The organism is Psychromarinibacter sediminicola (assembly GCF_029168335.1).
GTDB lineage: Bacteria > Pseudomonadota > Alphaproteobacteria > Rhodobacterales > Rhodobacteraceae > Psychromarinibacter > Psychromarinibacter sediminicola.
In genome coordinates, this window is the sequence record NZ_JARGYC010000016.1 from 68382 (window position 1) to 75956 (window position 7575).

Annotated in this window: 8 protein-coding genes; 6 read left to right on the forward strand and 2 right to left on the reverse strand. The window is 69.6% G+C overall.

What is annotated here, in order from left to right; genetic code table 11:
- The first annotated feature begins 16 nt into the window (after positions 1–16).
- The 3 genes from P1J78_RS08165 to P1J78_RS08175 are packed head-to-tail and all read left to right on the forward strand — an operon-like array spanning position 17 to position 1334.
- Positions 17–331, forward strand: a complete 315-nt coding sequence (locus P1J78_RS08165) for an HNH endonuclease family protein (protein WP_275566845.1) — start codon at positions 17–19, stop codon at positions 329–331.
- Positions 332–385: 54 nt separating this feature from the next.
- Complete coding sequence (locus P1J78_RS08170) at positions 386–946, forward strand: MOSC domain-containing protein (protein ID WP_275566846.1); 561 nt, start codon at positions 386–388, stop codon at positions 944–946.
- Between the two features lies 1 nt (position 947).
- A complete protein-coding gene (locus P1J78_RS08175) occupies positions 948–1334 on the forward strand; it encodes a SpoIIAA family protein (RefSeq protein WP_275566847.1) in 387 nt (128 codons plus the stop codon).
- Between the two features lie 454 nt (positions 1335–1788).
- Here P1J78_RS08175 and P1J78_RS08180 read toward each other — a convergent pair whose 3' ends face one another.
- Both P1J78_RS08180 and P1J78_RS08185 read right to left on the reverse strand, forming a co-directional pair.
- Positions 1789–2409 carry an enoyl-CoA hydratase/isomerase family protein gene (locus P1J78_RS08180; protein ID WP_275566848.1) on the reverse strand — a complete coding sequence of 207 codons (621 nt, stop codon included), beginning with the start codon at positions 2407–2409 and terminating at the stop codon, positions 1789–1791.
- Between the two features lie 8 nt (positions 2410–2417).
- Positions 2418–3167 carry an SDR family oxidoreductase gene (locus P1J78_RS08185; RefSeq protein WP_275566849.1) on the reverse strand — a complete coding sequence of 250 codons (750 nt, stop codon included), beginning with the start codon at positions 3165–3167 and terminating at the stop codon, positions 2418–2420.
- 143 nt (positions 3168–3310) lie between these two features.
- Between P1J78_RS08185 and P1J78_RS08190 the strand changes: the two genes are divergently transcribed.
- The 3 genes from P1J78_RS08190 to P1J78_RS08200 all read left to right on the forward strand — a co-directional run bounded on the left by P1J78_RS08190 (position 3311) and on the right by P1J78_RS08200 (position 7243).
- Positions 3311–4822, forward strand: a complete 1512-nt coding sequence (locus P1J78_RS08190; protein WP_275566850.1) for a DUF2125 domain-containing protein — start codon at positions 3311–3313, stop codon at positions 4820–4822.
- A gap of 87 nt (positions 4823–4909) precedes the next feature.
- Positions 4910–6463 carry a DUF2125 domain-containing protein gene (locus P1J78_RS08195; RefSeq protein ID WP_275566851.1) on the forward strand — a complete coding sequence of 518 codons (1554 nt, stop codon included), beginning with the start codon at positions 4910–4912 and terminating at the stop codon, positions 6461–6463.
- 126 nt (positions 6464–6589) lie between these two features.
- Entirely contained in the window at positions 6590–7243 is a 654-nt protein-coding gene (locus P1J78_RS08200) for a peroxiredoxin (RefSeq protein ID WP_275566852.1), read from the forward strand.
- Positions 7244–7575 lie beyond the last annotated feature (332 nt).

Consider the following 7575-nt stretch of genomic DNA (forward strand, 5'->3'; position numbering starts at 1 on the left):
GCCATCCTCTGGCATCGTGACCGGGGAGACTCAAGACGAGGGGCCGATCTGTCCGCTTTGTGGGCGGCCGATCCCGCCCGAGGCGCCGCAGAGCCTGCATCATCTGGTGCCGAAGCTGCGCGGCGGCAAGGGCGGCGAGACGGTGCGGCTGCACCAGATCTGCCACAACGAGATTCATGCCACGCTGACCGAGGCGGAGCTGGCGCGGGACTATGCGAGCGTCGCGGCGCTGCGGGCGCATCCGCGGCTGGCGAAGTTCATCGGCTGGGTGGCGAAGCGGCCGCCGGGGTTTCATTCGAAGACGCCGGGCAAGCGGCGGGCGCGGCGATAGGGGTTGCGCCGGGCGTGCGCGGCGCCATTCTGGGGCGGAGCGATGGAGGGCCGGATGGCGCACAGGACGATGCAGGAGCTGCGGGCGGCGCTGCCGCATATCGAATCGGCGCCGAAGGACGGCACCGTGGAGGCGATCGTCGTGCGCCCGGCGAAAGGCGCGCGCGAGATGCCGGAGCGGGCCGAGCTGAGCTTGGCCGGCGGGGTCGCGGGCGATCACTGGGCGCTGGGCTGCTGGCGCGAGACGGAGGACGGGCGGCCGCATCCGGACGTGCAGATCTGCCTGATGCCGGCGCGGTGCATCGCGGCCATCGCCGGCGAGGACCGGGCGGACTGGGCGCCGGCGGGCGACAACCTGTTTGTCGAGATGGACCTGTCGCCGGGCAACTGCCCGCCCGGCACGCGGCTGGCGCTGGGAAGCGTGGAGATGGCCGTGACCGAAGAGCCGCATAACGGCTGCCAGGCCTTCATCGACCGGTACGGGCGCGATGCCTGCCTCTTCGTGAATACCGGCCGGGGCAAGGACTTGCGGCTGCGCGGGATCTATGCGCGGGTCGAGAAGGACGGCGCGGTGTCGGTGGGCGACACGGTCAGGCGGATCGGAGAAGGGAGCTGAGATGAGCGTTCAGTATGTAGAGCATCCCACGGAGAAATACGTGGAGATCGTGATCGACGGCGGCATCTCCAAGGTGGATATGGACGTGCTGTTTCCGAAGCTGGAGGCCTTCATGGCGGCCGAGGGAGAGATCGGCGTGATGGAGGTGATTCACGGGCTGGGCCTGGTCAACGTGCCGGCGGCGCTGCCGCATCTGGGGACCGGGCTGCAGGCGCTGGGCAAGGTGAAGAAGGTGGCGCTGGTGACCGACATGGCCGCGCTGGCGACGGCGACGCGGGCGGGGGCGGCGCTGTCGCCGATCGAGACGCGGGTCTTCGGGCGGGCCGAGGAGGCCGCGGCGCGGGAGTGGCTGGCGGCGCCCTCGGCGGCGACGGCCGGGGCCGAGTGAGCGGGTGTCCAAGGTTGGACACGGGGTTAGGTTATTGATTTTGTTGTAGATAGCGCTAACTGTCCGGGGTTGGACGCGCGACACGACACTGCTTCCTCGGCATTGCCGGATAGCGCCCCCGGCCAAACGGAACGCCGTGCAGCGCCGACCCGCCGGGGCGCGGTCGAGCTTTGCGATATCGGAGACAAAAGCATGTAGGTCGGGCACTTGGCACCGTCATCGCCAGAAGCGCCGCCCCGATGGGGGCGGGGCGGCGCTGCACGGCGTTCCGCCGCGCGACGCAGGTGGAAATGTCCCACGGCAAATCCAGTGTCGTGCAGTGTGGAGTCGGACGCTGTATGGTCCGGGACCAAGGCAGGGCGGCTACCCGGTGCGCGCGGCAGAACGCCCCGCGGAGACATCGCACCGCTATGACCCTGTGGCGTGACGGGCGCCCCGCGCCCGGACCCGCCGGTCAGATCAGCGCCTTGATGGCGCCGGCATGGTCCGGGGTGGCGGCGAGTGCGTGCTCGGCCAGCGCGCGGGCGCGGGGGATCAGCGCGTCCGGCGCCACGATCTCGTCGACCAGGCCGAAGGACAGCGCGTCGGGGGCGGCGATCTTCTGGCCCGCCATCAGGATCAGCTTGGCGCGGGCCGGCCCGACGAGGGCGCGCAGGCGGGCGGGGTCGGAAGGCTGCGGCAGGAAGCCCAGCTTCATCACCGGGTAGAAGAACTTCGCCTCCGGGACCGAAAGGCGCAGGTCGCAGGCGAGCGCCATGCCGAAGGCGCCGCCCGCCAGCGTGCCGTTCAGCGCCGCGATACTCAGGCCGGGCAGCGCGGCGATGGCGGCCGACAGCCGTTCCCAGACCGGGTCGGTGGCGAGGCCGGCGCGCGCCTCCTCCAGGTCGGCCCCGGCCGAGAACACCCGGCCCGCGCCGGTCAGGATCAGCGCCTGCGCCCGGCCGCGGGCGGCCTCGGCCGTCTCCGCCAGCTCGGTCAGCATGGCGCGGGTCAGGGCGTTCGACTTGTCCGGCCGGTCCAGCGTGACGGTCCAGAGGCCGCCGTCGCGGTCGAGCCGGATCCTGCCAGGCTTCATGTCAGGCATCATGCCAGGCCAAGCCGCGCGCGGACGGCGTCGTCGCGCATCGAGATTTCCTGGCCGCGCCAGTCGTCGGCCTCCGGCGTGGCCATCCAGACCAGCGCCCTTGCGGGCCATTCGGGCGGGATGTGGTCGGACCAGTCGAGCGCGCTGACGGGGTTCAGGCCGCTGGCCTTGATCTCGCGCTGCATCTGCGTGGCGACGGTGCCGGGGGACAGGCCCATCGCGCGGATGCCCCGGTCGGCGTATTCGGCGTGCAGGCAGGAGGTCAGCATCGCCGCCCCGGCCTTGGCGGAGCAATAATGCGACCAGCCCTCCAGCGGGCGATGCGCCGCGCCGGAAGAGACGGTCAGCACGGTTCCGCCGCCCGCGGCCAGCATCACCGGCAACGCCGCGCGCATGCCGTGGTAGACCCCCTTCAGGTTGACGTCGATGGCGTGGGCCCAGCCCTCGGGGTCGGACAGGGCCATTTGCGCAATCGGCTCGATCACCCCGGCATTGTTGACGAGAACGTCCAGCCCGCCGAGCTTGTCCGCGGTGGCCTTCACCGCCGTCTCGACCTCCCAGTAGCGGCTGACATCGCAGGGGATGGCCAGCGCGGCGGGGCCGATCCGGCCGGCCAGCTCGGAGATCGCGGCCTCGTCGCGCGCCAGAAGCGCCACGCGGGCGCCGGCCTCGGCAAAGGCCAGCGCCGCAGCCGCGCCGATCCCGCGGCTCGCGCCGGTAATCAGGGCTGTTTTTCCGCTCAGATCCATGTGACTGTTCCTTCGTGCTTTCGCGGTGGCTTCGGGGCCGGGAACGGGGTCGGGAATCCCCTGCCTTTACAAAGACGTTCCTTGACCCGAACGGCAACCCGCAGGAAGCTATGCGCCATTGGATTAGTCCTGGAAGGAAAAAAATGAAACACTGCAAAACCCTCTGCGCCACCGCGGCCCTATTCGTGGCCTTCGGTGGTCCGGCATCCGCCGATGTCACCAGCGCCGAGGTCTGGGAGGCATGGCAATCCGCGGCCGAAGAGATGGGGCAGACCTTTACGGCCGGCTCCGAGTCGCAGGATGGCGGGACGCTCACGGTCACCGACCTGCAGTTCGGGATGGAGACCACGGATGCAAGCGCCAGCGGCACGATCCCCGAGATCGTGTTCACCGAGCAGGGCGACGGCACCGTGGCGATCGACATGTCGCCCTCCTACGACATGACCGTCACCGTGGCGCCGGAGGGCGCCGAGGAGGTCGAGGTCGGCGTGAACATCGCCACCGACGGGCTGGACATGGTCGCCTCGGGCACGCCGGACGCGGTGTCCTACGACTACGTCGCCGCGGGGATGACCGCCTCGGTGACCGAGCTGGTCGTCGACGGCGAGTCGCTGGAGCTGGACACGACGGTCGAGCTGTCGGACCTGGCCGGCAGCTACACGGTGGGCGGCGATAGCGACATGGCATCGCAATTCACCGCCGCGTCGATGGTGCTGATGCTGCACATGGACGAGCCCGACGGCGGCGACGGCACGGTCGACGCGACCTTCGACTTCGCCGACCTGTCGGTGAAGTCCGACGGGTCGCTGGCGATGATGGCCGGCGGCGTGAAGGAACTGGCCGCGGCGCTGGGCGAGGGCATGTCCAGCCAGACCTCGGTGTCGCACGGCGCGGCCACCTACCTGGTCGACTTCCAGGACGGGTCGGACATGTTCCACCTGGACGGGTCCACCGATAGCGGCCTGCTGGAAATCGCGCTGAGCGCCGACTCCTTCTCCTACGACATCGGCAATACCGGCCTGGACTTCACCGTCTCCGGCTCCGAGATCCCGCTGCCGCAGGTCGCGGTGCAGATGGGCGAGTTCGGCTTCGGCCTGATGCTGCCGCCCTCGGCCAGCGAGGAACCGCAGGACTTCAGCTTTGGCCTGACCATGGCCGACCTGTCGATCGACGAGCAGATCTGGGGCATGATCGACCCGCAGGGCCAGCTGCCGCACGATCCGGCGACGCTGATCCTCGACGTGGCCGGCCAGGCGAACTTCCTGTTCGACCTGTTCGACCCGGAGAGCGCCGGCATGGTCGAGGCGGATATGCCCGCCGAGATCCACGCGCTGGACATCGAGGAGCTGCGGCTGGCGGCCGTGGGCACCGAGCTGACAGGTGGCGGGTCGTTCACCTTCGACATGGACGACATGGAGACCTTCGACGGCGTTCCCGCCCCGACCGGCACGCTGAACCTGCGTCTGACCGGGGCCAACGCGCTGCTGGACACGCTGGTCTCGATGAACCTTCTGCCCGAGGACCAGGCGATGGGCGCGCGGATGATGATGGGCCTGTTCGCCCGTCCCGGCGACGGCGAGGACGTGCTGGTCTCGGAGATCGAGATCGACGGCGCGACCGGCGCGATCACGGCCAACGGTCAGCGAATCCAGTAGGGCGCGCCCCTGCATGCCAACCGTGCCGCCGCGCCCCCGCGTGGCGGCACGTTTCGTTTCTGCCATTCGAACCCCGGAGACACGACGATGCTTCGCTTTCGATTTCTCACCGGCACGGCGGCCTGCGCGCTGCTGCCCGCCGCCGCCCTGGCCGATGTCACGCCCGAGGACGTGTGGGACAACCTGACCGCCTCCGTCGCCCCGCTCGGCGGGGAGACCACGGCCGAGACCGCCCGCGACGGCGACGTGCTGACGCTGCACGACATCGAGATGCGGTTCGGCCTGCCGATGGGCCTGGGCGAGGCGACCCTGTCGCTCGGCACCCTGACCCTGACCGATAACGGCGACGGCACGGTCGCGCTGGGCGGCCCGAACGAGCAGGACTGGCGGCTGGGTGTCGACATCCCCGGCGCGGGCGGCGGCACGGTGACGATGACCCTGCGCGTGGAGGACTATACCACCACCGCCTCCGGCGATCCGGGCGACGTGACCTACGACTACGACATCGGCCGCTATGCCGTCACCTTCGCCGATGCCAGCCTGCACGGGCAGGCGGCCGAAGAGGCGCCGGAGTTCAGTATCGACGGGACGATGACGATGAACGACCTGTCGGGGCAGTACACGCTCCGCGAGGCGGGGGAGCTGTTCACCATCGTTTCGGAGGGGGCCATCGGGTCCGGCGGCTTCGACTTCGCCTTCGAGACGACCGATCCCGACAGCGGCGAGACGGTCGCCGTGGACCAAACCGCCGCGCTGCGCGAGATGGGCGGCGCGGGCGAGGTGGCGCTGCCGGCGGGCGGCGTGACGCTGACCGCGCTGGCGGAGGCGCTGCGCGACGGGATGGCGCTGGAGTACGAGTTCTACTCCGACGGCCAGGAGAACGAACAGGTCATCACCGCCGGCGGCACCGTCGTGACGCGGCAGACCGACAGCGTCGGCCGCAACCAGGGCAGCGTGCACCTGGCCGCGGACGGCATCCGCGTTGCCGGCAGCGCCGTCGACTACGACCTGGCCATGGAACAGCCCGGGGCGATGCCGGTGCCGCTCTCCGTCGCCTTCGACACGGTGGAGGCGGAGTTCGCCATGCCGCTTCTGACCAGCGAGGAGCCGTCGACGGCCGTCCTGCGCGGCGCGGCGACAGGCGTCACGCTGGGCGAGGCGCTCTGGTCGCTGTTCGACCCGCAGCAAGAGCTGCCGCGCGATCCGGCGACGCTGTCGGTGGACGTGACCGCCGGGCTGCGGCCGACCGTCGACCTCGTCGATATCGAGGCGCTGCAGGGCCTGGAGGCCACCGGCGCGGCGCCGTTCGATCTCTACGACGTCACGGTGGCGGAGCTGTCGGTGTCGGCCGCGGGCGCCTCGGCCGCCGCCGAGGGGGCCTTTACCTTCGACAACGACGACCTGGAGACCTTCGACGGCATCCCGGCGCCCGACGGATCGGCGACGCTGCGCCTGTCCGGGGTGAACGGCCTGCTCGACGCGCTGGTCGCGCTGCACCTGTTGTCCGAGGACGATGCGATGGGCACGCGGATGATGCTGGGCGGGTTCGCGCAGCCGGACGGCGAGGACGGCTATGTCTCGGACATCGTGGTCGACGGCGAGACCGGCCGCGTCACCGCGGGCGGGCAGCGTATTCGCTAGCGACATACCGGCGTGGCACTTGCACAAGCCGGCCCCCGCGCGCATGTAGACCGTGCGGGGGCGCACACGCGCCCGTATCACCGGATTCTGCCCCGATCCTCCGGGGCCCACTGAGAGGGAGCCGTCATGGGACTTCGCATCAACGACACCGTTCCGAACTTCACCGCCGAGACCAGCCAGGGCACGATCACCTTCCACGACTGGATCGGCGACAGCTGGGCGATCCTGTTCTCGCACCCGAAGGATTTCACGCCGGTCTGCACGACGGAATTCGGCGCCGTGGCGCAGCTTGACGCCGAGTGGAAGAAGCGCGGCACCAAGGTGATCGGCATCTCCGTCGACCCGGTCGAGGACCACAAGAAGTGGATCGGCGACATCGAGACCTATGGCGGCGCCGATGTCGGTTTCCCGATCATCGCCGATACCGAGCTGGAAGTGTCCAAGGCCTTCGACATGCTGCCGGCCGACTACTACCTGCCCGACACGCCGACGCCGGCCGACAGCCAGACGGTGCGCTCGGTCTACATCATCGGGCCGGACAAGAAGCTGAAGCTGTCGATGACCTACCCGATGAACGTCGGCCGCAACTTCGCCGAGGTGCTGCGCGCGCTGGACGGGCTGCAGACCGCGGCGCGGGAGACCGTGGCGACGCCGGCCAACTGGGAAGTGGGCCAGGACGTGATCATCCCGACCTCGGTGTCGGACGCGGACGCGAAGGCGAAATACGGCGAGTTCGAGACCGTCTTCCCCTATCTGCGCAAGACGAAGCTGCCGGCGTGATGTGTCGGACCGCCTGGCGGCGGTCCGATCCGCTGGGGGGACGCTGTCCCCCCAGACCCCTTACTCTTTTCTTTCAATCGCTTAGCTCAGCGGTGTCCATATTGTGTCCATTTCGTGCAGGATATTTTGCCCATCCTGAAACTGTAACAGCCGCCTCTCCGCAATGAGAGAACGGCTGTCTTCGTGTCAGTTTCCCTTGCCTCAGAAGGCAGAGAAATCGGTTATCTCGACGACATTTTCGCCGGATGGGCCGACGGGGCCAGTCGGGCCGACTTTGAGGCTGAGACTCGCGTGTCCGCCGCGCGGGGTGGCCTGGCAGCGCGTCAGGTCGT